Genomic DNA, 24,619 nt, shown 5'->3' on the forward strand with positions numbered 1-24,619 from the left:
GATGCTGAAGAGATGGTTTTCCCGCCGCGGTCATTTTCAGGGGACGCTTGAGGGACATGAATTCCCCCTGCCGTCCGGCCATACGCTTCTCGAAAGCGCGCTCAACGCCGGCGTTTCCCTGCCGTATAACTGCCAGGTCGGCTCGTGTAAATCCTGTCTTTGCCGGGTAACGAGCGGCAAGGTGCGTTCGCTTGTCGACCTGAGCTATTTGCTCAGCCAGGAAGAGATTGCCGCTGGCCACGTGCTGGCATGCCAGTGCCTGCCAGAATCGGATTTAACGCTGGCCGCGGCATCCGCGTCCTGGACGCCTGCGCGAGTTAAGCAGGCTGTTGCGCTCTCATCCACGGTATGGCGCGTGACGCTGCTGGCGGAGCAGACATTGCCCTTTCAGCCTGGACAATACGTTCAGGTCGGTCTCGAAAAGGATAAGGATATCCGGAGCTTTTCCGTGAGCTGGCCGAGCCAGGGGCGAGAGATTGTTCTGGATATCACGCGCCGTGAAGAGGGGCGGTTATCTCCACTGCTGTGTGATGAACAGGCGACTGGACGGAAGGTGTGGCTCTCAGACTGCCTGGGGCAGTTCGGCCAGCGGGATGACGGTAACGGTCCTCTGCTGGCTATCGCCAGTGGATCGGGGCTAGGAACGACGCTGGGTCTGGTCCGCGCCGCGCTGGCGCGTCATCCCCACCGCGAGGTCATGCTGATCCACGCGGTTCGCAGGCGGCAGGACACATTCGACCTGCAGGAACTGCAGCGTCTGCGTCAGCACTATCCCGGTTTTCACTATCTGCACGCGTTATCCCGGGAGCGTGAGGTTCAGGCGCTGGAGCTGGCAGGACGCATTACCTGCTGGCTGGACGACTGGCGCGCCCTCTATCCCCGCCGGACGGCGGTTGCCGAATGGCGCGTCGTGATTTGCGGCAATCCCGCGCTGGCGCAGGCGTGCCGGCAAAGGCTGCTTGCCGGAGGGGTGATGAGCCACCTGCTTGAAATGGACTGCTTCTCCCCGCCGGTCGGTGCAAAAAACAGTCATAACAATAAGGAACCCGTATGTTGAGTTACCTGAGATTTGCCCTTGTCCCCTGCGTTTTTTTACCCCTAACCGCGCTAACGACCGTGCTCGGCGGCGTGTGGATCGTCGTCTCTATCCTCTGCGTGACGCTGAGCTATCTCCTATTCGATAACGCAACCACGCACGACACCGCCGATCGCCACTACCGGCTGCCGGCGCTGCTGGAAATCATCCCGTATTTACAGCTCCCGGCCGCGCTGCTGGCGTTGTTCGCCCTGATCTGGCAGGCCGCGCCGGGCGATCTGCTCGGGTTTGGCGCATGGCTTTCCGCCCTGACGGGTTACAACATCATGGCGCTGCATCACCTTACCGAGCCTGAGCTGCTGCTTGCGGCGGTCTCCACCGGCTATACCATGAGCACCAATACCGTGGTGGCCCATGAGCTTATCCACAAAACCCACAGCCTGGCGGCGATGATGGTCGGGCGCTGGCTTCTGGCGCTGGTCGGCGATGCGCAGTTTTCGATTTCACACGTCTATTCGCATCATCCTAACGTGGCGACCCCGGCGGACGGCGCGACGGCGCGTCGTGGGGAGAGTGTGTATCGCTTCTTTATCCGTTCTTCTCTGTCGCAGTATGTTGAATCCTGGCAGGTGGAAGCGCAGCGGCTGTCGCTTCAGAACCGAGGCGGGGCCATGCTGGTGAACCGGGTGGTGAGCGGGGTGCTGATGAGCCTGCTGATCGTGGCGATCTGCTTTACAGCGGCGGGCGTCCGGGGCGCGCTGGCGTGCCTGGTGACCATGCTGGTCTCTAAGTTCCTGTTTGAAACGGTGAATTATATCCAGCACTACGGTCTGGTTCGTCTGCCCGGCACGCGCGTGGAGCCGCGACACAGCTGGGATTGCAATAACCGGGCCTCGTCGGCCGGTCTGCTGAACCTGACGCGCCACTCCGATCATCACACCCATCCGCGTCGTGAATACTGGAATTTGCAGGCGCACAGCTACGCGGTGGGAATCGAAAAAGGGTATGTCGCCCATATTTTTTACGCGTTGATCCCGCCGCTGTGGTTTAAACGAATGGAGGCAAAACTCGCGTACTGGGACGAACACGTTGCCAGTGACGCAGAGCGTGCCCTGATCCGTCAGTCTGAATCATCCGCGGTTAAGTCTACTGTTCCCTGTGTTTCCGGAGAGTCCCATGAGTGAGCAATTTGATCGACTGATTGAGCAAGCCTACCAGCAGTATCGAGGACCCGCCTACCTGCGCTCGCCGATGGTGTCATGCGTGAAGGCCGGTATCCGCCTGATGGATCGGGTTGTGCCGGGGGCGACCGCCGACTGGCTGGGCAACCGGTTTTTTACGCCGCGCCGGGTGCCGACGCGTGCAGGCGATAAAGAGATGACGGCGCTGGCGAGCCGCATTGAGTCTCTCCCTTTGAGTAATGGTAAACATGCGGTGGTGTACCGCTGGGGCAGCGAGGGACCTACCGTGCTGTTAGCCCATGGCTGGGAGTCGAGGGCTTCCCACTTTGGCAGGCTGATCAAGACGCTGGTCGAAAAGGGCTTTCAGGTCATCGGGTTTGACGCCCCCGCGCATGGCAACGCGGCTGGACGCCAGAGCAGCATCGTCGAGTTCATTGAAATCATTGAACAGCTGGCGCAGCAGGAAGGGGGTTTTGACGCGATTGTGGCGCACTCGTTTGGCGGGTTATCCGTTATTAATGCGGTAAAAGCGGGATTGCGGACCCGCGCGCTGGTTATCGTGGGGGCGCCGACGCACTTTAGCGGGCTGGTCACCAAATATGCCGCGATCCTGAATCTCCCGGGTCGTCAGCAGCAAAGGCTACGACGGTATATTGAAGGGTACTTTGGTATTGGCGAGGCGGTCTGGCAGCGCTTTAACGCCTATGAGGGGCTACAGCAGGTCGATCAGCCCGCCCTTGTTATTCACGACAGCAGCGATGACATCGTATTGCGGGTCGAAGCGGAATGCCTGGTCAACGCCTGGCCTGGCGCGAGGCTGGCAGAGACCCACGGTCAGGGGCATAATCCGCTGCGCCGTCCGGGGGAGGGCATCGACATGGTGATGACGTATCTGGCTCCCTTGCTGGCGTCAGGCAATGAGCGTGATAACCCTGTCGCCTGAGAGCTGATAATAGCCCTGGATCCGGCTGCCCTTTACGCGTTGAGGTGACAGCGTTTGGGTCAGCTCCAGGGTGATCCTCTGCTGTTCAGGCGCGATGTGACACACGCGGGCCGCGTCAAAATCGAGGGCGCGGCCAACCTCAGGATAGAGCGCCTTATAGAGACTCTCTTTTGCGGAAAAGGTGATGAGTAGCGCGCTGGCCTCGTCGAACGGGCTGGCGGCAAGACATGCCCGCTCCTGCGGTGTGGTAAACAGGTGCGCTGTCCGCTGCATCATTCCGGGGGCAAAAAACTCAATGTCGACGCCCGGCGTCAGGCCAGACGCCTCTGGCGCGATGACCGCCAGCGCCCACTCATGAGAATGTGACAGGCTTCCCCGCCAGCCGGAAGGCCACACCGGAGAACGATCCGGCGCGCTGCCCGGCGTAGCGTCACAGCCGAAGGATCTCAGCACCCGTTGCGCGGCATAGCGTGCCGCAAGATACTCCGCCCGGCGTTTTATCACGGCGCTGTTGAGCGGAGCGGGAAAGGGGATGCCCCAATTATCAAAGAGCCCGTCATGGTAATCACGCGCGGTGAATGAGACCAGGCAGTAGCGCAGTGCGGGGAAAGGGGCGACGTTGCCCATCTCAACGGAGTGAATAAAAGGGGGCGCGGAATCCGTGTTTATCGCAGTAAACATAGCAGGGTTTCGGTATCTGTCGGGAGGACAGAATGCCATATAAGTGCGTGCCGGGTAAGGGGAATCACCCGGCCGCGGGAGAAAACGGTCAGGCCGTTACAGAATGGCTTTGATGCTCTGCGCCAGCGGCGTCGTTGCGCGCCCGATCAGTTTGCTCAGCGTATGGCTATCGTCAAAAAGTCCCCCTTTGGAGGCACCGACATCGGAGTCCGCCAGCATATCTGCCAGCCCTGCAGGCAGGCCGACGCTTTTCAGCGCGGCGGCAAAATCCGCTTCACTGAGATTCTGATAGGTGACCGGCTTCCCGCTCTGTTTGCTGAGTTCAGCCGCCAGTTCGCTCAGCGTCCAGCCATGGTCGCCCGCCAGTTCATACACCTTGCCCGCGTGGCCCTCTTCAGCAATCACTTTGGCTGCCGCCGCGGCATAGTCTGCACGAGTAGCAGAGGCAATTTTGCCTTCGCCTGCCGCACCAATAAACACGCCGTGTTCCAGCGCAGGCGGCGCGCTCGCCAGATAGTTTTCGGTATACCAGCCGTTGCGCAGCAGGGCATAAGGAATGCCGGACGCCGCCAGCGCGTTTTCAGTGGCAACGTGTTCAACGTGCAGACCGAGCGGTGATGTGTCCGCGTGCAGCAGGCTGGTGTAGGCGATAAATTTCACTCCTGCCGTTTTGGCGGCGTTAATCACGTTCTGGTGCTGGGTTGCGCGCTGGCCGACTTCACTGGAAGAGATCAGCAGCAGTTTATCCACGCCGCTCAGCGCGGCGGCGAAGGCGGCTTCATCCGTGTAGTCTGCCTGACGCACCACTATCCCCTGCTGGCTTAAGGCTTGCGCTTTCGCCGGGTTACGTACGATGGCCACAATCTGGCTGGCCGGTACGGTTTTCAACAGCTGTTCTATAACGAGATGGCCAAGCTGGCCTGTAGCGCCGGTAATCGCGATCATGGTGAATCTCCTTCGTGTTTGTCTGATGTTGTGGCACACTAGCACCATAACTAACTTTTAGTAAGTACGTACAAAAAGGTAAGTATGAAAGCAACGATACCGACGCTCAGCGAACAAATGCGCGATGGCAATCTTTTCGCGGAGCAGTGCCCTTCACGCGAGGTGCTCAAACACGTGACCAGCCGCTGGGGTGTCCTGATTCTGCTGGCCCTGCGCCAGGGAACACATCGCTTTAGCGATCTGCGCCGTAAAATGGGCGGGGTGAGCGAAAAGATGCTGTCCCAGTCGCTCCAGGCGCTGGAGCTGGACGGGTTTGTCGATCGCGTTTCGTATCCGGTGGTGCCGCCGCACGTAGAGTATAGCCTGACGCCGCTGGGCGTTGAGGTGAGCGAGAAGGTCGCTGCGCTGGCGGACTGGATTGAGGTAAATACGCCGAAGGTGATGGCGAATCGGGACGATCGCGCGGCGTAAAAGCCGGGTATGTGCGGCCTGATGCCCTCACCCTGGCCCTCTCCCACAGGGAGAGGGAACAAACACCAAAAACGGCAACGTGCGTTGCCGTTTTGCTTTTACTTGCTCAAATCCACCTGATAAATCGCGAACCCGATATCATCCGTCGCGACCTGTTTCATCGGATACTGCGCCTTCTGCTTAATAAACGCGGCTGCCTTATCGGACGGTGACGTTTCAAAACGGATATCCAGCGGCGTATCGCTGTGGATCGGCGCGAGACGCCAGTTGTTATCCACCGCCGGATGTATTTCGCCCGCTTTTTTCGACTCCGCGCTGATCCACGCCGCCAGCACCGAGCGGTTCTCATCTGGAGAAGCAAAGGCGATGTGGCTATCGCCCGTACCGGCAAACTTACCGCCGTAGGCACGGTAGTTATTGGTCACCACCAGGAAAGTGGCATTCGGGTCGATCGCCTTGCCGTTGAAGGTCAGGTTTTTGATGCGCTCCGCCTGCGGGTTGATCGCCTGACACTCGCCGTCATATTTCGCCGGCTGGGTGACGTCAATCTGGTAGTTCACGCCGTCGATCACGTCGAAGTTGTAGGTACGGAAGCCGTCCCAGTTAATCAGCGACTGCGGCTTGCTGCTGTGCGGATCAATCTGGTTAAACTGTCCGGCAGAGCACTCCAGCCACTCTTTCACCTCTTTCCCGGTGGCTTTAACCACCACCAAAGTATTCGGATAGAGGTAGAGATCGGCGGCGTTACGGAAGGTCAGCTGGCCCTTTTCGACTTCCACATAGCTTGCCGGGTCATTCTTACGTCCGCCCACTTTGAATGGCGCTGCGGCCGACAGGACAGGCAGTTTTGCCAGATCCGGATCGCCCTGCACAAAGTGTTCGGCATAGGTTTTCTGCGCCATATTGACGACCTGAACGGTCGGGTCATCCTGCACCAGCGCCAGGAAGCTGTACATGTTGTCGGCGGATTTGCCGATCGGCTTGCTGACGAATTCGCGCGTGGCGTCGTGATCGTGCTTCAGCACGTCGACCAGTTTTTTATCTTCAGCCGCCAGTGATTTTTTAGCCGCAGCGTCGTAAATCGGGCGCGCTTCAGCTTTTGACTGCGTCACCTTCCAGCTGCCGCTGTCGTTGTTCAGCACCAGGTCCACCACGCCCAGATGGTCGCCCCACATGCCCGGCATCACCGACGGCACGCCGTTGAGCGTGCCTTTCTCAATGTCCGCCCCTTTGATGCCGGCGAAATCTTTGCCAGGGAAGACCGCGTGGGCATGGCCGAAGAGGATCGCGTCGACACCCGGGACCTCACTGAGGTAGTAAACGGAGTTTTCTGCCATGGCCTGGTACGGATCGGCGGAGAGACCCGAATGGGCGACAACGACCACCAGATCGGCGCCTTTTTTACGCATTTCCGGCACGTATTTGCGCGCGGTTTCGGTGATGTCGTTCACGGTCACTTTACCGTCGAGGTTGGCCTTATCCCACGTCATGATCTGCGGCGGGACAAAACCGATATAGCCGATTTTCAGCGTCTGTTTTTTGCCGTCCTTATCGACGACGTTTGTCTCTTTGATCAGATAAGGGGTAAAGAGCGGCTTTTGGGTCTTAACGTCGATGATATTGGCGTTAACGTACGGGAATTTCGCACCGGCCAGCGCGTCATGCAGGTATGTCAGACCGTAGTTGAATTCGTGGTTGCCAAGGTTGCCGACGGTATAGTCCAGGGTGTTCATCGCCTTATATACCGGATGAACCTCGCCTTTTTTCAGGCCCCTGGTCGCCATGTAATCCCCGAGCGGACTGCCCTGAATGAGATCGCCATTGTCGACCAGCACGCTGTTTTTCACTTCGCCACGCGCCGCATCGATCAAACTTGCCGTGCGTACCAGTCCGAATTTTTCCGTCGGGGTATCTTTGTAGTAATCGAAGTCCATCATGTTGCTGTGCAGATCGGTCGTTTCCAGAATACGCAGATCTACCGTCGCCGCCTGAACGCTCGCTGCTATCAGCGTCGCCAGAAGCGTTGCACTAAACTTAATCATCAGAGGAGTCCTTTTTTCGATGCAGACCACAAAAGAGTATGTATCTATAGCTTGTTGCTTACAGAAATGTGAATCCTGACAGAAAAATGTAACCTGAAACCGGAATTGCTTCACAGATAGCGGAATTGTTCACATTACGATATAACTAAAACAAAGAGTTAACCTCACTGCGTTAACAAAGAGGTGGAAAATGCTAGATAAAATTTGTCAGCTCGCACGGGATGCGGGAGATGCCATCATGCAGGTGTATGACGGTAGTAAACCTATGGAGGTGGTCAGCAAAGCCGACGACTCTCCGGTCACGGCGGCGGATATTGCGGCACATAAGGTTATCCTGAAAGGGTTACAGGCCTTGACGCCGGACATCCCCGTCCTGTCAGAAGAAGCGCCGCAAAGCTGGGAGGAGCGTCAGCACTGGCAGCGCTACTGGCTGGTCGATCCGCTGGACGGGACAAAAGAGTTCATCAAACGCAACGGTGAATTCACCGTCAATATCGCCCTGATTGAAAAGGGAAAAGCGGTGCTGGGTGTGGTCTATGCGCCGGTCATGAAAGTGATGTACAGCGCCGCAGAAGGGAAGGCGTGGAAGGAAGAGTGCGGCGTGCGCAAGCAGATCCAGGTGCGCGATGCGCGTCCACCGCTGGTGGTGATTAGCCGCTCTCACAGCGACAGCGAGCTGCAGGAGTATCTGCAACAGCTGGGTGAACACCAGACCACCTCGATTGGCTCATCGCTGAAATTCTGTCTGGTAGCGGAAGGCCATGCGCAACTCTACCCCCGCTTCGGGCCAACCAACGTCTGGGATACCGCCGCCGGGCATGCCGTTGCAGCGGCAGCCGGGGCACACGTTCATGACTGGCAGGGCAAGCCGCTGGACTATACCCCGCGCGAATCCTTCCTCAACCCCGGCTTCCGCGTCTCGATTTATTGAGCCAGCAGCTTATGCAGCAGGTTGACAACCTGCTGCACCTCTTCCTGGGTTAACGCACCGTCTTTCACCCACTGAACGCGACCTTCTTTATCCAGCACGATAATGGCGGAGCTCTCTTCTTCCAGTTGCCAGGCCTTACGGGTGACGCCGTTGCTGTCGACGATAAACTGCGACCACGGGTAGAGCTTTTTATTGCTCTCAAGGCTTGAGCGCACAAACATCCCGGAGCCCGGAATGGCGTCATCGGTATTCACGATCGTGGTGGTCTGGTAGCGGTCGTGAGGGAATTTTGCGGCCTTGATCGCTTCCACCAGGTTGGCATTTTTCTCTTTTGCGGATGTACGACCGGCAATATGTTGTACAACTCTCACTTTGCCCGCGAGCTGCGCGCTATTCCAGGCTTTGTAGCTAAACTTATCATTGTCGAGAATCAATTCTCCCCGGTCAGCAATGCCGACTGGCGGTACACGTTGTCCTTTTTCAATACTGTGAGCGGAAGCCCACAGGGGCAGCAGCAGGCAGGCTGCTGCAAGGATATTACGTAGGGTCATGGCGTTTCCTTATTATTTGCAGGTGATCCGACCACTTGGTCATGCACTTTTAATGATAAGTGCGATCAATGTGGTTTTCCCGCAATCCCGATGCCACTTTGCGGGTGAACGCACATATCCATGAAAAAACGACGGCTTATACTGCGCTCAGTCACGCTTTGCAAAGATTATTCTGAATAATTGTAATCAAACGGTAAATAAACTTATGCACACTGGGTAACACCGTAGTTCTGGTCTATAGTCATTGGGCATTAAAATTTGCGCTCAGGACAGTCGGGCCGATTGTGGCACCGCAAGAGCGTATGATTCGCAGGAGATACAAGAATGAAAATTTTCCAACGCTACAACCCGCTTCAGGTGGCGAAGTACGTGAAGATCCTGTTCCGTGGACGGTTGTATATCAAGGATGTTGGCGCTTTTGAGTTTGATAAGGGCAAAATCCTTGTCCCAAAAGTGAAGGACAAACAGCACCTGTCTGTGATGTCCGAAGTCAACCGTCAGGTTATGCGTCTGCAAACTGAGATGGCTTAACCAACGTGCTATGCAGTAGTTAAAAAAACGGCTCCCGATGGGAGCCGTTGATGTTTGTAGGGGCTGGAACGTTACGCCGACACCTTCTCTTCCGCGTCCGGCAGCTTCGGCACCAGTACGGTCGGTTTGTTGTCGATGCGCGTCACCAGCAGCTGGTCGATGCGGTAGTTATCAATATCCACCACCTCAAACTTGTAGCCGGAGAACTTCACCGAGTCGGTACGTTTCGGGATCTTACGCAGCATAAACATCATAAAGCCGCCGATGGTCTCGTAGTTGCCGGACTGCGGGAACTCGTCGATATCCAGCACGCGCATCACGTCTTCAATCGGCGTGCCGCCATCAATCAGCCATGAATTATCGTCACGCTGAACAATCTGCTCTTCCAGCCCCTGGCCAACCAGGTCGCCCATCAGCGTGGTCATCACGTCGTTCAGGGTGATAATACCCACCACCAGCGCGTATTCGTTCATGATAACCGCGAAGTCTTCCCCGGCGGTTTTGAAACTTTCCAGCGCTTCGGAGAGCGTCAGGGTGTCCGGCACAATCAGGGTATTGCGGATCTGCACGCCGCTGTTCAGCGCCAGGCTCTGGTTTGCCAGCACGCGGTTCAGCAGGTCTTTGGAGTCGACGTAGCCGATAATGTGGTCGATATCTTCATTACAGACCAGAAACTTGGAGTGCGGGTGCTGCGCCACTTTGTTCTTCAGGCTCTGCTCATCTTCATGTAAATCGAACCAGATAATGCTTTCACGGCCCGTCATGGAAGACGGCACGGTACGGGATTCCAGTTCAAATACATTCTCAATCAGCTCGTGCTCCTGCTTGCGCAGTACCCCGGCCAGCGCGCCGGCTTCCACGACCGCATAAATGTCGTCAGAGGTGATGTCGTCTTTACGCACCATCGGCAGCTTAAAGATGCGGAAAATCACGTTCGCCAGGCCGTTGAAGAACCACACCAGCGGACGAAACACGTACAGACAGAAGCGCATCGGGTTGATGATACGCAAAGCCACAGCTTCTGGCGCAATCATACCGATGCGTTTCGGGGTCAGGTCGGCAAAGAGGATAAACAGGCCGGTGACCAGCGAGAAGGAGAGGATAAAGCTCAGCTGTTCGGCCAGCTCAACGGACATGTACTTAACAAACAGGCTATAGAACGCCGGGGAAAACGCCGCATCACCCACGATACCGCCGAGAATGGCGACCGCGTTGAGGCCGATCTGCACCACGGTGAAGAACATGCCGGGGTTTTCCTGCATTTTCAGGATGCGGGTGGCATTGATGTTGCCTTCATCGGCAAGCAGCTTCAGTTTGATTTTACGGGACGCGGCCAGCGAGATCTCAGATATCGAGAAAAATGCACTGACGGCAATCAGACAAAGTATTACTAAAATACTGTTTAACATAGTTTATCCGGCTTCTCGCCAGATCCTCAGAAGGGGAGTTGATACCATTTGTGTGAAAACACATTGAACACCAGCTCGTAGCGTTGAGCCGATTATTTCAGCGGGTAGTATAGCGTAAAGAGATGTAAATCTGCCAGAGGTCACATTTTTGGCATAAAACAGACCGGACAGCGGGCGCTGTCCGGTACATCGCGTTATTTCACGGTAGACAGGCGGACATCGCCCACCGCCCGACGGGTGGCATCGCCTCCCCATACCTGATCGTATTCATAGCCCGTGAGCTGTTTGATCACCACGCGGGTCCCGGCGTCGCAGTCGCGGTAATCCCCACCCAGCTTACGGCGCGCAATCTCCTTCAGAAGCAGCTTGTGCGTCTCACGGGTGAGCTTGAACCTGTAGGTGGTGAAGAAGCTGACCGCCAGCAGGGCTGCCGTTGCGAAGATCATCAGGCCGATAATCGCCCCCAGCGCGCTTTCAGGCTGCGCGCCGCTGCCCTTCACGAAGCCGGACTCCTGCAGCACCAGGCCAATAATCATGATGGCAATCGCCACGGTGCTCTTGCGGGTCAGGACCATTACCCCGGCAAAAATCCCTTCGCGGCGCTGCTGGGTCACCATCTCGTCAATATCCGGAATGAAGCTGTAGATATTCCACGGAATATAATAGAGGCCCGCGCGGGCGGCACCGAGCAGAATAAAGACTGCGGAGAACAGCAGCGTCGGGACCTGCGTTTTAGTGAGGTAGACCGTAAACAGGAACGCCAGCACCAGGAAGATACAGCCGTAGGAGAGCCGCAGGGCGGCAGACGGCGTGACGTTCAGCCGGTTCAGCAACAGCATAAATCCATAGGTACCCGGTACTGAGGCAAAGGCGGCAATACTCAGCCAGCCGGAAACCGCCGAGGCATCCTGGCTCAGGCAATACACGACGTAATAGGTAAAGACCGAGCCGAATACGTCCATCGCCGTGAACGAAAAGATGTAAATAATGATATGCAGGCGAAACGCGCGAATACGGAATGAAGAAAAGAGATCCAGCACCAGATATTTCAGGTGATTGAGTATCCCGCTGCTGCGCTGGTTGTCCACTTTAAAATCTGACTCTTGATGCACATCCTTTGCTTCCCAGGTGGTGTACCAGGTAATAAACACCGCAAGGCAGAACACGCAGGAAAATATCAGCCCGGTGAGGGTATAGGTAAAGGGATTATCTTTACCCGTAAACTGCATAATCACGCCGGGAACGGAAACCGCAAGAAAACCGCCCAGTTGGGAGCAGATCATCCGCACGCCTGAGAGGCGGCTACGCTCTTCATACCGGTTCGTCATCTCAGCCGCCAGGGTCTCCCAGGGGACCAGCACCATCGCCGACAGCAGCTCAATAGAGAGGTAAGTGCCCAGGTAGTACCAGTAACCCATGTCCGTCATCCACAGCAGGGCATACAAAAACATGAGCGGTGAGCTGAGTAATAAAAAGAAGCGGCGACGGCCAAATTTACGCCCGAGCCAGGTATCCCCGAAGTTATCGGTGATATAGCCCATAATCGGGCTTAATAGCGCATCAATCACGCGGGCAATAGCGAATATAGATCCCGCTTCAATGACTGAGAGTCCGCAATAGGTGGTGTAAAAAAATAACAGCCAGGTGCCGATAATGGTAAACGCACCCCCGCCAAAAAGATCGGTTACGCCGTAGCCGAGCGCCACGCCATAACCCACTCTACGTTCAGTTGGTTTGACCATAATAATATCCAGTGTAGGGTAATGATTAACCCGTTTTCTCGGGTCGTTTTTTATTAAGTGCTGGAATACAAATTACGTTCTAGTTATTGATATCTATCCATTGTCTTAACTGAGATGAGCGGTAAATAGCCTCCACAAGCGTGAGTGAGTGTCCGGCTTCATGGATGTCGGTGTAATCCGTGTTTCCGGGATGAGAAATAGCATGATAAAAACGGCGGATCGCCTGCTCGTGCCCCAGTCCCCAGTAGCTTTTGATCTGGCCGTCAGGGGAGTTATCGCTGGCCAGCCTGAGGCGCTCGCCAGGGGTAATACGCCAGAGCACGTTGTCACTGAGCAGCAGCGAGCCCTGTTCGCAGTGGATCTCCATCAGAAGCGGGGAATCGGTGGTATTGCAGTTGCTGGCGTAAAACAGGCCGCGGGCGCCGTTGGCAAAGTGCAGCGTGGCCATCGCGCTGTCTTCCCCTTCGGTCACGTCCGCCAGCTCGCCGCTGTCCACCACGCCTTTCACGCGTGTTACGCCGCCTGCGAACCACTGCATCAGGTCGAGGGTATGAATGGCCTGGTTGATCAGCAGGCTGCCCCCTTCCGTTGCCAGCCGCCCGCGCCACGGGCTTTCGGTGTAGTACGCGCCCGAGCGTGACCACGTCAGCACGGCCTTAATGCTGAGCATTTTTCCCAGCCCGCCGTCCTCCAGCATCTGGAGAATGCGCAGGCTGGTGGGGTTGAGGCGGTTCTGGTAGCACACGCCGAGCAGACCCGACGCCTGTTCGGCGGCGCGGGTGATATCCACGAGTTCGCTGCTGTTCATGCCCACCGGTTTTTCGCAGAAAACATGCTTCCCGGCGGCGAGCGCCGCCAGGATCATGTTCTTATGCTCGAAATGCGGCGTGCAGATGTGGACCACGTCGATGGCATCATCCAGCAGCATTTCCCGGTAATCCTGATAGAAGCGGCACTGATAGCGCATTGCCAGCTCCAGCCCTTTGACGCTGTCGATGTCGACCAGCGCGCGTAGCGCGACGTTGGGGAGCAGGCGCAACGCATTCACATGGCAGCCGTGAATCGCTCCGGCACCGATAACCGCCGTGTTCAGGATCGTCATTGTCGCCTCCCGCTATTCCGTCGCGTTGGCCAGCATCTGGGCCTTCACGCAGAGTTCCGCCGCTTTGAAGGCGTGCGCCTGCGTCATGGCGTTTTCGGTACGATGCAGACAGTCGAGGATCAGTTCGCCAAAGAACGGGAACCCGACCTGTCCGGCGACCGGATAGCGGAATTCCCCCTCCTTATTGACGAGATAAACCACGTCCTGCTCGCCGCGGGTGAGATCGACATATTTGCGGATCTCGATATACCCGTCGGTGCCGAGCAGCGTCAGACGTCCATCGCCCCAGGTTGAGAGCCCGTCCGGGGTGAACCAGTCGCAGCGGAAATAACCGCTGGCACCGTTTTCGCCCCTGATTGTTGCGTCACCGAAATCTTCAAATGCCGGATGCTGCGGATGGTTGAAATTGCGTGCCTGACTGGCGACCACGGTGGCGTTACGGTTGCCCGTGTAAAACAGAAATTGCTCAATCTGGTGGCTGCCGATGTCGCACAGAATGCCGCCGAAGTAGCGACGATCGTAGAACCAGTCCGGGCGGCCGGTCCCTTCCCGGTGCGGGCCTGTCCCCAGGGTTTGGACGACGCGGCCAATGACCCCCTGCTGCACCAGCTGTCCGGCAAACACCGCGCTCTCCACGTGGAGACGTTCGCTGTAGTACACGGCGTATTTCCGCCCGGTTTTCTCAACCATCGCTTTGGCATCCGCCAGCTGTTCAAGAGAGGTGAGCGGCGCTTTATCCGTGAAGTAGTCCTTGCCTGCGGCCATGGCTTTCAGCCCCAGCGCACAGCGCTCGGAGGGGATGGCCGCACCGGCCACCAGGCGCACCTCGTCGTCGTTGAGTATCACCTCCAGCGACTCCGCCACTTTTGCCTGCGGGTACTGCTGGATGAATTTATCCACTTTGGCCGGATCGGGATCGTACACCCATTTCAGGGTGGCTCCGGCTTCTATCAGGCCGTTACTCATGCCGTAGATATGGCCGTGGTCGAGCGCGGCAGCGGCAAAAACAAATTCCCCCTCGCGGACAACCGGCTGGGGTTTACCCACCGGGGCGTAGTTCATTCCGTCATTTTTGTTCATGGTGTCACTCCTTAATCCAGGTCTTTGCCAAGAGGAATCGCACCCACTTCGCTGAAGTTGGCGACGCTTGCGGATTTTTCATAAAAACGGGGAGCGAGGGTGCTCGTCCCGCCGGTACGGTAAAACGGGTCGTCGCGCTGAATCGGCAGCGAGACCACGGTGCGGGTAATGGCAGATTTGTAGATCGCGGTAATCAGCTCCAGCGAGCGTTTGCCCTGCAGGCCATCCACTAACGGCGCCGTGCCGTGCTCGATGGCGTAAAGCAGGTCATTAATCTGCCCGGTGTGCAGCGTCCACTCGAGCTTCGGCGTCCCCTGAAAAACGGCGTTGAGCTGCGCTTCTTGCGTCAGATCGTTAGTCTCCTGCGGGAAGCCGTTATCGGCGCTGACGCTGGCAAAGGCCTGCCACGGCGCAGAGATACGTGCCTTGTCACCCTGAATAATGATTTTCTGGTCTTCCCCGTGGTGTACGACCGAGGCGGTAAGCTGGGTGAGCGCGCCGCTGGGGTATTTGAAGATCGCGGCGCTGAGGTCTTCGACTTCAGCGTTGTCGTGCGCCACGTTGGTCATCATCGCCATCACCTCGGACGGGAAGCCGAGCATCCACTGAATGGCGTCGATGTGGTGAACCGCGTGGTTAAGGGTGCAGCCGCCGCCCTCTTTTTCCCAGGTGCCGCGCCACCACAGGTCGTAGTAGCAGTGTCCGCGCCACCAGAAGGAGTCCACCTGCGCGTGGCAAACCTTGCCCGCAAGCTCCGAATCCAGCGCTGCTTTTAAGCGCCAGAAGGCATCGGTAAAGCGGTTTTGGGCAATGATGGAGAGCGTTTTGCCGCTGGCCTTTTGTGCGGCGATCATCGCGTCGCACTCCTCCAGCGAGGCGGCCATCGGTTTTTCGCACAGCACGTGGCAGCCCGCGTTCAGGGCATCAATGCCGATCTCGGCGTGGACGTAGGGCGGCGTGCAGACGTCGACGATATCGATATCCGGCTCTGACGCCAGCATCTGCTGGTGGCTGTCATACACCCGGGCGTCCGTCAGGCCGTAGCGCGTTTTTTTCTCGTGGGCTTTTTCCGGGTAGATATCCACCAGCGCGACGATCCGGCAGCGCTGACCAAACTGCAAATAGCCCTGAATATGGTTGTGCGAGATATTCCCTGTTCCCACGATAGCGACATTTAACATCGTTTCTTCTCCGGAGTTACCAGGTGCCGGAGGCATCCAGCGTGACGCTGGCTGTCTCTTTAGCCACTGAGGTGCTGATGCGCTGCTGAAGCAGGCGCAAATACTGTTTTTCGTTGAGCGGGAGTTCGACCCAGTCGTCGGTCCAGGTAGAGAGGTGCATGGCATTGGAGAGCGTCAACCCGCGGATCCCTTCCAGACCCGGCGCAATGAGCGGCTCGCCGCGCAGAATGGCGGCACAGAAGTTGGCGGTAATAACGTGGTGTTCGCTGCATTCCGGGGCGACGGGAAGCGTGACCTCCCAGCATTCAGGCTCTCCAAAACCGTTTTGCCAGCGGGCGTTGAAGGCGGTTTCAGATTCCCGCAGCCGCCAGTAGCGCAGCTTGCCCTCTTCGACGACCACCTTGCCGCGATCGCCGACGATTTCCAGCCGGTTGGTGCCCGGCGTTTCCGCCACGGTGGTGATAAACACGCCCGTTGCGCCGTTGGCATACTCGGCGTAGGCGGTGACCTCGTCTTCCACTTCGATTTGACGATGCTTACCGAACTGGCAGAACGCGCGCAGACGGACCGGCATACCGACCAGCCACTGCCAGAGATCGAGCTGGTGCGGGTCCTGGTTAAGCAGCACGCCGCCGCCTTCCCCTTTCCAGGTGGCGCGCCAGCCGCCGGAGTTGTAATAGCTCTGCGAGCGATACCAGTTGGTGATGATCCAGTTGGAGCGGCGGATCTCACCCAGCTCGCCGTTGTCGATCAGATCTTTCACTTTCTGGTAGAGCGGGTTCGGGCGCTGGTTGTACATGATGCCGAACACCACATCGCACGCCTGGGCGCAGGCGTTCATCTCCTGCACCTGGGCGGTATACACGCCCGCCGGTTTTTCACACAGGGTGTGGATGCCGTTGCGCATCGCCAGCATCGACAGGCGCGGATGCTCGTAGTGCGGCGTGGCGACAATCACCGCGTCGATAAGCCCGCTCTGGAGCATCTCCTGCGCGTCGCTGAATAAGGGGAGGGTGCCGACCAACTGGCGAATAGCCGGATGCTTTTCCGGTGCATTATCACAAACCGCCGCCAGGCAGGCGTCGCTGACCGTACCCGCCAGTAAATAACGCGCGTGGACCGTACCGATATTCCCTATTCCAATAATGCCAAAACGTACCTTCTCCATGTCACACCTTAATTTCAGTTGAAATGAGTGATGACCGGAAAATAGGAAAGGGGAGCGGTAGCGACAATGTGTTTTTGTGAGAATACTCGCAAGGTGATTAAGTAATCTCCAGGATTTCTGAAATTTAGTTTTAAAATCAACGGACTGTTTCTGCAAATATTTGCAAAAACTGAATGAGAGCGAGGTCACACTATGCCGGGCAAGTTAAAAATGGAGGAAATTGCGGCCCTGACGGGCTATTCCGTCAGCACGGTTTCGCGGGTATTAAGCGGCAAGTCTTATACCAGCGATAAAGCCAGGGAGGCGATTGTTCGCACCGCGCGAGAATTAGGGGTACTGGAGTCCATGGCGAGCGGAAGACTGCTAATTAACGGAATCGCTGTTTTTGCGCCGGAAAGAACCTTTCAGGGACGCGGGGATATTTTTTATCTGGAAGTGACGAAAGGAATTGCGGAAGCCTGCGCGCGGCATAATGTGTGGGTCACGTGCTGTGGTTTAGAAGAACAGCATGCCGATGTGAAAGTCTTTATGGAAAAGGCCAGTCATAAGAATATCAACGCGATAATTATTATTGGCACTGATGATTCCACCATATTTAAACTGGCCAGCACGCTGAATAAGCCCTGCGTGTTGATTAATTCCGTCGATCGGGATCGGGTGCTGGATGCCGTGTCGCCCGATCACCGGGCGATTGGCTTCACCGCCATGCAGTACCTTTTCGAGCAGGGGCATCGCCGCGTGCTCACGCTCACCTGCCTGCGGCGGGATACGCTGTACGCGCGTCTGGACGGCATCAAAGAGGCGTATCGCCATTTTCACGTCGCCTTTGACCCGCAGCGCGATTTGCTCGTGACGGAGTGGTTTACCGCTGAAGAGGCCGAGCAGGCGCTGGATGCGTGGTTAGTGAGTCATGATCGTTCCCAGTGGCCGGAGGTGATTTTCCCGAACAGTACCCGCATGGTGGCAGGGGTGGTGAGGGTGTTAACGCGCCACGGGCTGCGCATTCCGGAAGACATTTCGCTGATTACGACCGATTTTGCATGGAATTTAGCGCACCGTCTGGAAAAACCGGTCACCGGCGTCACGGTACCCTGCCGCGAGCTGGGGATTGAGGCCGTTCACCTGCTGCAAACGCGGCTCAACCGACCGCAGGCAGCGGTCTTTAACCTGCTGTTACAGGGCAAAGTGATGGATTACGGTTCGGTCAGTAACGCCACGCGCCACGCGGCTCGCGTGGCGCTGGATGAGTAATCAGGCCAGCTGTGGCGGCAGGCAGACGCCGATGCCCCCGATGCCGCAGTAGCCGTACGGGTTTTTATGCAGGTACTGCTGGTGATCGTCCTCGGCGTAGTAGAACGGTTTCGCCGTCGCGATTTCCGTGGTCACCTCGCGCGTATCGCCCGCTTCACGCATGGCCTGCTGGAAACGCTCCAGGCTGGCGCGCGCGGCGGCATCCTGCTCAGGCGTGAGCGGATAAATGGCCGAACGGTACTGGGTGCCGTGGTCGTTGCCCTGACGCATGCCCTGCGCCGGGTCATGGTTTTCCCAGAAGACCTGCAGGAGCTGTTCGTAGCTGATTACCGCAGGGTCGTACACCACGCGTACCGCTTCCGCATGCCCGGTTTCGCCGGAACAGACTTCGCGATAGGTAGGATTTGGCGTGTAACCGCCCGTGTAGCCAGCCGCCGTGCTGTAAACGCCGGGCAACTGCCAGAAGAGGCGCTCAACGCCCCAGAAGCAGCCCATGGCGAACAGGGCGATTTCCATTCCCTCCGGCACGTTGGTCATGGAATGGCCATTGACGGCGTGTAAGGTCGCCACAGGCATAGGGGTGTTGCGTCCCGGTAATGCATCGGTTTGTGAAACCAGATGCTTTTTGTCGAATAAACTCACGATGGGGCCTCCCGGGGTGCGATGTTTCAGTTAAGGTTGTCACGAAGCGTTTAATTGAACACAATAAATGCGCTGAATGAGTCTAGATTTAATCATAAGAAATATTTGGGTGTTACACCCATTTTCAACCCGCGATTCGGGTTTTTGGCCAACAGGCCGTATTTTGCCGCGGAGCGGCACTTCATTTGCTTCCAGGGTGGAAACAGGGATATTCAGGAGAAAACGTGACAAAAATCCGCCAGTTATGTTTAGTCAGTGTGTTGCTGACAAGCGGGATTGCCAGCGCGGCGAATGTCCGTTTGCAGGTTGAGGGGTTATCCGGGGCGCTGGAAAAAAACGTGCGTGCGCAGCTATCGACCATCCAGAGTGATGAGGTGACGCCGGACCGGCGTTTTCGCGCGCGCGTCGATGATGCGATCCGTGAAGGGCTGAAAGCGCTGGGGTATTACGAACCCACCATTGATTTTGATCTTCGCCCGCCGCCAAAGAAGGGGCGCCAGGTCCTCATTGCCCGCGTTTCGCCGGGTGAGCCGGTACTGATTGGCGGCACGAACGTTATCCTGCGCGGCGGGGCGCGTACCGACCGGGACTACCTGGACCTGCTCAGCACGCGGCCAAAAGTCGGCACCGTGCTCAACCACGGTGACTACGACCATTTCAAAAAAGAGCTGACGAGTGTTTCCCTGCGTAAGGGCTACTTTGACAGCCAGTTTAATAAAAGCCAGCTGGGCATTGCGCTGGATCGACGTCAGGCCTTCTGGGATATCGACTACGACAGCGGGGAACGCTACCGCTTTGGCGACGTGACGTTCGAAGGTTCGCAAATTCGTGAAGAGTACCTGCAAAACCTCGTGCCGTTCAAAAAAGGGGATTACTACCAGTCGAGTGACCTCGGAGAGCTGAACCGACGCCTCTCAGCTACCGGCTGGTTTAACTCCGTGGTTGTCGCGCCGGAATTTGATAAGTCTCGCAAAACCAAGGTGTTGCCGCTGCATGGCGTTGTTTCGCCGCGCACCGAGAACACCATTGAGACCGGTGTTGGCTACTCGACGGATGTGGGACCACGCGTGAAAACCTCGTGGAAAAAACCGTGGATGAACTCGTACGGTCACAGCCTGACTACCAGCCTGAGCCTCTCTGCGCCCGAGCAGCAGCTGGACTTCAGCTACAAAATGCCGCTGCTGAAAAATCCGCTTGAGCAATATTACCTTCTGCAGGGCGGTTTTAAGCGCACCGATTTAAACGACACAAAGCAGGACTCTACGACGCTTGCGGTCTCCCGCTTCTGGGATCTCTCCAGCGGCTGGCAGCGCGCCATTAACCTGCGCTGGAGCCTGGACCACTTTACCCAGGCCAACGTCACCAATACCACCATGCTGCTTTATCCGGGCGTGATGATCAGCCGTACCCGCTCGCGTGGGGGCCTGATGCCGACCTGGGGCGACTCACAGCGCTACTCCATCGATTATTCCAACTCCGCCTGGGGCTCCGACGTGGACTTCTCCGTCATGCAGGCGCAAAACGTCTGGATCCGCACGCTGTACGACAAACATCGTTTTGTGATGCGCGGCAATCTCGGCTGGATTGAAACGGGAGACTTCGAGCGCGTTCCGCCGGACCTGCGCTTCTTCGCCGGGGGGGACCGCAGCATTCGCGGGTATAAGTACAAATCGATCTCACCTGAGAACGAAAAGGGCCAGCTGACCGGTGCGTCAAAACTGGCGACGGGATCGCTGGAGTATCAGTACAACGTCAGCGGAAAGTGGTGGGGCGCGATGTTTGTTGACGGCGGTGAAGCGGTAAACGATATCCGCCGCAGCGACTTTAAAACCGGCGCGGGCGTCGGCGTGCGCTGGCAGTCACCCGTCGGGCCCATCAAGCTCGATTTCGCCGTGCCTGTCGGCGACAAAGATGAACACGGATTACAGTTTTACATCGGTCTGGGGCCTGAATTATGAGTTTATGGAAGAAAATAAGCCTCGGAGTGCTGATCTTTATCGTGCTGCTGCTCGGGACGGTGGCGTTTCTGGTAGGAACGACGACCGGGCTGCATCTGCTGTTTAACGCCGCGAACCGCTGGGTGCCGGGGCTGGAGATTGGTCAGGTGACGGGCGGCTGGCGCGACCTGCGCCTGAAGAACATCCGCTATGAGCAGCCGGGCGTGGCGGTTAACGCCGGGGAGTTCCATCTCGCGGTGAAGCTGGGCTGTCTGCGTGACAGCAAGCTCTGCGTCAACGATCTGTCGCTAAAAGATGTCAACGTGGCGATAGATTCAAAGAAAATGCCGAAATCTGCGCCGGTTGAAGAAGAAGACAGCGGCCCGCTGAATCTCTCCACGCCGTACCCGATCGCGCTTTATCGGGTGGCGCTCGATAACGTCAATATCAAAATCGACGACACCACCGTGTCCGTGATGGATTTCACCTCCGGCCTGCGCTGGCAGGAGAAAAACCTCACCCTGACGCCAACGTCCCTGCAGGGCTTGCTGATCGCGCTGCCGAAAGTGGCCGACGTGGCGCAGGAAGAGATCGTCGAGCCGAAGATCCAGAATCCGCAGCCGGAAGAAAAGCCGCTGGGCGAAACGCTGAAAGACCTCTTCTCGAAGCCAGTGCTGCCGGAAATGACCGACGTTCATCTGCCGCTGAACCTTAACATTGAGGAATTCAAAGGCGAACAGCTTCGCCTGACCGGTGATACCGACCTGACGGTCTATAACATGCTGCTGAAGGTCAGCAGCATTGACGGCAACATGAAGCTCGACGCGCTGGATATCGACACCAACCAGGGCTCGGTGAATGCGTCGGGTAATGCCCTGCTGCGCGACAGCTGGCCGGTGGATATCACGCTGAATAGCACCCTGAACATCGACCCGCTGAAAGGCGAGAAAGTGAAGGTCAAGGTGGGCGGGGCGCTGCGCGATAAGCTCGATGTTGGCGTGAATCTCTCCGGCCCGGTGGATATGGCCCTGCGTGCGCAAACCCAGCTGGCGGAAGCCGGGCTGCCGCTCAATCTTGAGGTTGTCAGCAAGCAGCTTTCCTGGCCGTTCACCGGTGAAAAGCAGTTCCAGGCCGATGACCTGAAGCTGAAGCTGAGCGGCAAGATGACCGACTACACGCTCTCGTTCCGCACCGCGGTGAAGGGGCAGGGCGTGCCGCCCGCGAACATCACCCTGGATGCAAAGGGCAACGAACAGCAGGTCAACCTCGACAAGCTGACCGTCGCGGCGCTGGAGGGCAAAACCGAGCTGACCGCGCTGCTCGACTGGCAGCAGGCGATCAGCTGGCGCGGCGAACTGAAGCTGACGGGCATTAACACCGCCAAAGAGGTGCCGGACTGGCCGTCGAAGCTGGATGGCCTGATTAAGACGCGCGGCAGCCTGTACGGCGGCACGTGGCAGATGGACGTGCCGGAGATCAAGCTCACCGGGAACGTGAAGCAGAACAAGGTAAACGTTGAAGGCTCGGTGAAAGGCAACAGCTATCTGCAGTGGGTTATCCCGGGCCTGCACGTGGCCCTGGGTCGCAACACGGCGGATATCAAAGGCGAGCTGGGGGTGAAAGATCTCAATCTGGATGCCACCATCGACGCACCGAATCTGGATAACGCCCTGCCGGGGCTTGGCGGCACGGCGAAGGGGCTCGTGAAAGTGCGCGGCACGGTAGACGCGCCGCAGCTGCTGGCGGATATCACCGCCAATAACCTGCGCTGGCAGGAGTTGAGCGTTGCCCGGGTTCGCGTGGAGGGGGATGTGAAATCCACCGACCAGATCGGCGGTAACCTGAACCTGCGCGTGGAACGTATTTCTCAGCCGGACGTGAACATTAGCCTGGTCACCCTGGACGCTAAAGGCAACGAGAAGCAGCACGACCTGCAGCTACGCGTGCAGGGCGAGCCGGTCTCCGGCCAGCTGCACCTGACCGGCAGCTTCGACCGCAAAGAGGAGCGCTGGAAAGGGACGCTGGATAATACCCGTTTCAACACCCCTGTTGGGCCGCTGGCGCTGTCGCGCGCCATCGCGCTGGACTACCGCAACGCCGAGCAGAAGATCAGTATTGGGCCACACTGCTGGATCAACCCGAATGCGGAGCTGTGCGTGCCGCAGACCATCGATGCGGGCGCGGAAGGGCGCGCGCAGATCAACCTCAACCGCTTCGATCTGGCGATGCTGAAGCCGTTTATGCCGGATACCACGCAGGCCAGCGGCGTCTTCAGCGGGAAAGCCGATGTCGCCTGGGACACCACCAAAGAGGGGCTGCCGCAGGGCAGCGTGACGCTCTCCGGGCGTAACGTGAAGGTGACGCAGGAGGTCAACGACGCGCCGCTGCCGGTGGCGTTCGACACCCTGAACCTGAGTGCCGATCTGCATAACAATCGCGCACAGCTGGGGTGGACAATCCGCCTGACCAATAACGGTCAGTTGGATGGTCAGGTCCAGATTACCGACCCGCAGGGACGGCGTAATCTGGGCGGCAACGTTAACATCCGAAACTTCAACCTGGCGATGGTGAACCCGATTTTCGCGCGTGGGGAAAAAGCCGAAGGCATGCTGAACGCTAACCTGCGCCTGGCCGGCAACGCGCAAAGCCCTCAGCTGTTTGGCCAGCTGCGCCTCAGCGGCGTGGATATCGACGGCAACTTTATGCCGTTTGACATGCAGCCCAGCCAGATCGCCATGAACTTCAACGGCATGAGCTCGACGCTGAGCGGCTCGGTACTGACGCAGCAAGGGCAAATCAACCTGAGCGGCGACGCGGACTGGAGCCAGCTCGACAACTGGCGCGCCCGTATTGCCGCGAAGGGCAGTAAGGTGCGCATCACCGTACCGCCGATGGTGCGTCTGGACGTCTCGCCTGATGTGGTCTTTGAAGCCACGCCAAGCCTCTTCACGCTTGACGGTCGCGTCGACGTGCCGTGGGCGCGCATCGTGGTCCACGACGTGCCGGAAAGTGCGGTCGGCGTCTCAAGTGATGAAGTTATGCTCAATGAAAATCTGAAACCTGTCGAACAGAAGAGCGCTGGCATACCGATTAATAGTAACCTTACCGTGCACGTGGGGAATAACGTGCGGTTGAATGCGTTTGGGCTGAAGGCGAGGCTCACGGGCGACCTGAAAGTGGCGCAGGATAAACAAGGGCTTGGCCTGAACGGGCAGATCAACATTCCTGAAGGGCGTTTCCATGCCTATGGTCAGGATCTGATTGTTCGCAAAGGCGAGCTGCTGTTCTCCGGCCCACCGGATCAGCCACTGTTGAACATCGAAGCGATTCGTAACCCGGAAGCGACGGAAAACGACGTTATTGCTGGCGTTCGCGTCACCGGTTCCGCCGACGAACCGAAGGCGGAGATCTTCTCTGACCCGGCGATGTCGCAGCAGGAAGCCCTCTCTTATCTGCTGCGTGGACAAGGTCTGGACAGCGGACAAAGCGACAGTGCGGCGATGACCTCGATGTTAGTGGGTCTGGGGGTTGCACAAAGTGGGCAGGTTGTGGGTAAAATCGGCGAGACGTTCGGCGTAAGCAATCTGGCGCTGGACACCCAGGGCGTGGGTGACTCCTCGCAGGTGGTGGTCAGCGGCTATGTACTGCCGGGTCTGCAGGTAAAATATGGTGTGGGGATCTTTGACTCACTGGCAACACTCACGCTACGCTATCGCCTGATGCCTAAGCTATATCTGGAAGCAGTGTCCGGCGTAGACCAGGCACTTGATCTGCTCTATCAGTTTGAGTTTTAGC

At 57.6% G+C, this 24,619-nt stretch carries 20 protein-coding genes; 9 read left to right on the forward strand and 11 right to left on the reverse strand.

The genetic code is table 11. The annotated features are described in order from the left end of the window. The first annotated feature begins 1 nt into the window (after position 1). The 3 genes from AC4IC4_RS02145 to AC4IC4_RS02155 are packed head-to-tail and all read left to right on the forward strand — an operon-like array spanning position 2 to position 3,160. Positions 2 to 1,057 carry a 2Fe-2S iron-sulfur cluster binding domain-containing protein gene (locus AC4IC4_RS02145; protein ID WP_491472062.1) on the forward strand — a complete coding sequence of 352 codons (1,056 nt, stop codon included), beginning with the start codon at positions 2 to 4 and terminating at the stop codon, positions 1,055 to 1,057. After that, positions 1,051 to 2,220 carry an alkane 1-monooxygenase gene (locus AC4IC4_RS02150; protein ID WP_491472063.1) on the forward strand — a complete coding sequence of 390 codons (1,170 nt, stop codon included), beginning with the start codon at positions 1,051 to 1,053 and terminating at the stop codon, positions 2,218 to 2,220. Before AC4IC4_RS02145 ends, AC4IC4_RS02150 begins: the two co-directional genes overlap by 7 nt. Then, positions 2,213 to 3,160 carry an alpha/beta fold hydrolase gene (locus AC4IC4_RS02155; protein ID WP_491472064.1) on the forward strand — a complete coding sequence of 316 codons (948 nt, stop codon included), beginning with the start codon at positions 2,213 to 2,215 and terminating at the stop codon, positions 3,158 to 3,160. Before AC4IC4_RS02150 ends, AC4IC4_RS02155 begins: the two co-directional genes overlap by 8 nt. Here AC4IC4_RS02155 and AC4IC4_RS02160 read toward each other — a convergent pair. Beyond that, entirely contained in the window at positions 3,128 to 3,841 is a 714-nt protein-coding gene (locus tag AC4IC4_RS02160) for a 4'-phosphopantetheinyl transferase family protein (RefSeq protein ID WP_491472065.1), read from the reverse strand. The genes AC4IC4_RS02155 and AC4IC4_RS02160 overlap by 33 nt on opposite strands. Positions 3,842 to 3,937: 96 nt before the next feature. Beyond that, positions 3,938 to 4,786, reverse strand: coding sequence for an SDR family oxidoreductase (locus AC4IC4_RS02165; protein ID WP_417927942.1), 849 nt, complete (start codon positions 4,784 to 4,786; stop codon positions 3,938 to 3,940). Positions 4,787 to 4,870: 84 nt separating this feature from the next. Between AC4IC4_RS02165 and AC4IC4_RS02170 the strand changes: the two genes are divergently transcribed. Further along, entirely contained in the window at positions 4,871 to 5,257 is a 387-nt protein-coding gene (locus AC4IC4_RS02170) for a winged helix-turn-helix transcriptional regulator (RefSeq protein WP_407859369.1), read from the forward strand. A gap of 98 nt (positions 5,258 to 5,355) precedes the next feature. Here AC4IC4_RS02170 and AC4IC4_RS02175 read toward each other — a convergent pair whose 3' ends face one another. Beyond that, positions 5,356 to 7,299 carry a bifunctional 2',3'-cyclic-nucleotide 2'-phosphodiesterase/3'-nucleotidase gene (locus tag AC4IC4_RS02175; RefSeq protein WP_491472066.1) on the reverse strand — a complete coding sequence of 648 codons (1,944 nt, stop codon included), beginning with the start codon at positions 7,297 to 7,299 and terminating at the stop codon, positions 5,356 to 5,358. 190 nt (positions 7,300 to 7,489) lie between these two features. Between AC4IC4_RS02175 and cysQ the strand changes: the two genes are divergently transcribed. After that, positions 7,490 to 8,230 (forward strand): 3'(2'),5'-bisphosphate nucleotidase CysQ, encoded by a 741-nt coding sequence (gene cysQ / locus AC4IC4_RS02180; RefSeq protein ID WP_024907298.1) that lies wholly within the window; start codon positions 7,490 to 7,492, stop codon positions 8,228 to 8,230. Here the strand turns inward: cysQ and AC4IC4_RS02185 are convergent. Then, complete coding sequence (locus AC4IC4_RS02185) at positions 8,224 to 8,781, reverse strand: YtfJ family protein (protein ID WP_148770194.1); 558 nt, start codon at positions 8,779 to 8,781, stop codon at positions 8,224 to 8,226. The genes cysQ and AC4IC4_RS02185 overlap by 7 nt on opposite strands. A 324-nt stretch (positions 8,782 to 9,105) precedes the next feature. Between AC4IC4_RS02185 and AC4IC4_RS02190 the strand changes: the two genes are divergently transcribed. Then, the gene (locus AC4IC4_RS02190) at positions 9,106 to 9,312 is read left to right on the forward strand and encodes a DUF1107 domain-containing protein (RefSeq protein ID WP_008501430.1); all 207 of its coding nucleotides are present in this window, start codon (positions 9,106 to 9,108) and stop codon (positions 9,310 to 9,312) included. 71 nt (positions 9,313 to 9,383) lie between these two features. Here AC4IC4_RS02190 and paeA read toward each other — a convergent pair whose 3' ends face one another. The 6 genes from paeA to AC4IC4_RS02220 all read right to left on the reverse strand — a co-directional run bounded on the left by paeA (position 9,384) and on the right by AC4IC4_RS02220 (position 16,994). Continuing rightward, positions 9,384 to 10,721, reverse strand: coding sequence for a polyamine export protein PaeA (gene paeA / locus AC4IC4_RS02195; protein ID WP_023310162.1), 1,338 nt, complete (start codon positions 10,719 to 10,721; stop codon positions 9,384 to 9,386). Between the two features lie 194 nt (positions 10,722 to 10,915). Next, a complete protein-coding gene (locus AC4IC4_RS02200; RefSeq protein WP_267215324.1) occupies positions 10,916 to 12,463 on the reverse strand; it encodes an MFS transporter in 1,548 nt (515 codons plus the stop codon). A 79-nt stretch (positions 12,464 to 12,542) separates the two neighbouring features. Then, positions 12,543 to 13,565: a Gfo/Idh/MocA family protein gene (locus AC4IC4_RS02205; protein ID WP_491472067.1), complete on the reverse strand. Its 1,023-nt coding sequence runs from the start codon at positions 13,563 to 13,565 to the stop codon at positions 12,543 to 12,545. A 12-nt stretch (positions 13,566 to 13,577) separates the two neighbouring features. After that, a complete protein-coding gene (locus AC4IC4_RS02210; RefSeq protein WP_491472068.1) occupies positions 13,578 to 14,645 on the reverse strand; it encodes a Gfo/Idh/MocA family protein in 1,068 nt (355 codons plus the stop codon). An 11-nt stretch (positions 14,646 to 14,656) separates the two neighbouring features. After that, positions 14,657 to 15,826, reverse strand: coding sequence for a Gfo/Idh/MocA family protein (locus tag AC4IC4_RS02215; protein WP_491472069.1), 1,170 nt, complete (start codon positions 15,824 to 15,826; stop codon positions 14,657 to 14,659). Between the two features lie 16 nt (positions 15,827 to 15,842). Further along, positions 15,843 to 16,994: a Gfo/Idh/MocA family protein gene (locus AC4IC4_RS02220; RefSeq protein WP_491472070.1), complete on the reverse strand. Its 1,152-nt coding sequence runs from the start codon at positions 16,992 to 16,994 to the stop codon at positions 15,843 to 15,845. A 192-nt stretch (positions 16,995 to 17,186) separates the two neighbouring features. Here AC4IC4_RS02220 and AC4IC4_RS02225 point away from each other — a divergent pair, with 192 nt between their 5' ends. Next, positions 17,187 to 18,245: a LacI family DNA-binding transcriptional regulator gene (locus AC4IC4_RS02225; RefSeq protein WP_491472071.1), complete on the forward strand. Its 1,059-nt coding sequence runs from the start codon at positions 17,187 to 17,189 to the stop codon at positions 18,243 to 18,245. On the opposite strand, the gene msrA is transcribed toward AC4IC4_RS02225, so the two are convergent. Then, on the reverse strand, positions 18,246 to 18,887 hold the full coding sequence (msrA, locus tag AC4IC4_RS02230) for a peptide-methionine (S)-S-oxide reductase MsrA (protein ID WP_048989437.1): 642 nt from the start codon (positions 18,885 to 18,887) through the stop codon (positions 18,246 to 18,248). It abuts the gene before it with no gap. Positions 18,888 to 19,111: 224 nt separating this feature from the next. Here msrA and tamA point away from each other — a divergent pair, with 224 nt between their 5' ends. Then, positions 19,112 to 20,845 (forward strand): autotransporter assembly complex protein TamA, encoded by a 1,734-nt coding sequence (gene tamA, locus AC4IC4_RS02235; RefSeq protein WP_032651421.1) that lies wholly within the window; start codon positions 19,112 to 19,114, stop codon positions 20,843 to 20,845. Then, positions 20,842 to 24,618 carry an autotransporter assembly complex protein TamB gene (gene tamB, locus AC4IC4_RS02240; protein WP_491472072.1) on the forward strand — a complete coding sequence of 1,259 codons (3,777 nt, stop codon included), beginning with the start codon at positions 20,842 to 20,844 and terminating at the stop codon, positions 24,616 to 24,618. Before tamA ends, tamB begins: the two co-directional genes overlap by 4 nt. Position 24,619: the final 1 nt, after the last annotated feature.

This window comes from Enterobacter sp. Taxon_2, assembly GCF_058355295.1.